This window comes from Nitratidesulfovibrio sp. 1201_IL3209 (assembly GCF_036763125.1).
Taxonomy (GTDB): Bacteria; Desulfobacterota; Desulfovibrionia; order Desulfovibrionales; family Desulfovibrionaceae; genus Cupidesulfovibrio.
Map to the genome: position 1 here is coordinate 1 of NZ_JBAIYT010000081.1, position 516 is coordinate 516.

The window sequence follows — 516 nt, forward strand, 5'->3', positions numbered from 1 at the left end:
GAAACATCTCAGTACCCGGAGGAAAGGAAATCAAGCGAGACTCCCAAAGTAGCGGCGAGCGAAATGGGACCAGCCCAAACCGGTTGGTTTCGACCAGCCGGGGTTGTAGGACCCCAACGTGGGATTGACTACTAGGCAGGAGAAGAGAGCTGGAAAGCTCCGCCATAGCAGGTGATAGCCCTGTATCCGAACCCGAACGTCACTCTAGGGGCACCTGAGTACCGCGGGGCACGTGAAACCCCGTGGGAATCCGGGAGGACCATCTTCCAAGGCTAAGTATTCGCTGGCGACCGATAGTGCACCAGTACCGTGAGGGAAAGGTGAAAAGAACCCCTGTCAGGGGAGTGAAATAGAACCTGAAACCTGTTGCCTACAAGCTGTGGGAGCACCCTTGAGGTGTGACCGCGTGCCTTTTGCATAATGAGTCAGCGAGTTACTCTGTCCAGCAAGGTTAAGCGCAAGCGGAGCCGTAGCGAAAGCAAGTCTGACAAGGGCGCTAAGTTGGGCGGAGTAGAC

1 rRNA gene is annotated in these 516 nt (G+C 56.0%); it reads left to right on the forward strand.

Annotated features, from left to right (window positions below):
- A 23S ribosomal RNA gene (locus V6B97_RS17130) occupies positions 1-516 on the forward strand; the annotation flags it as partial.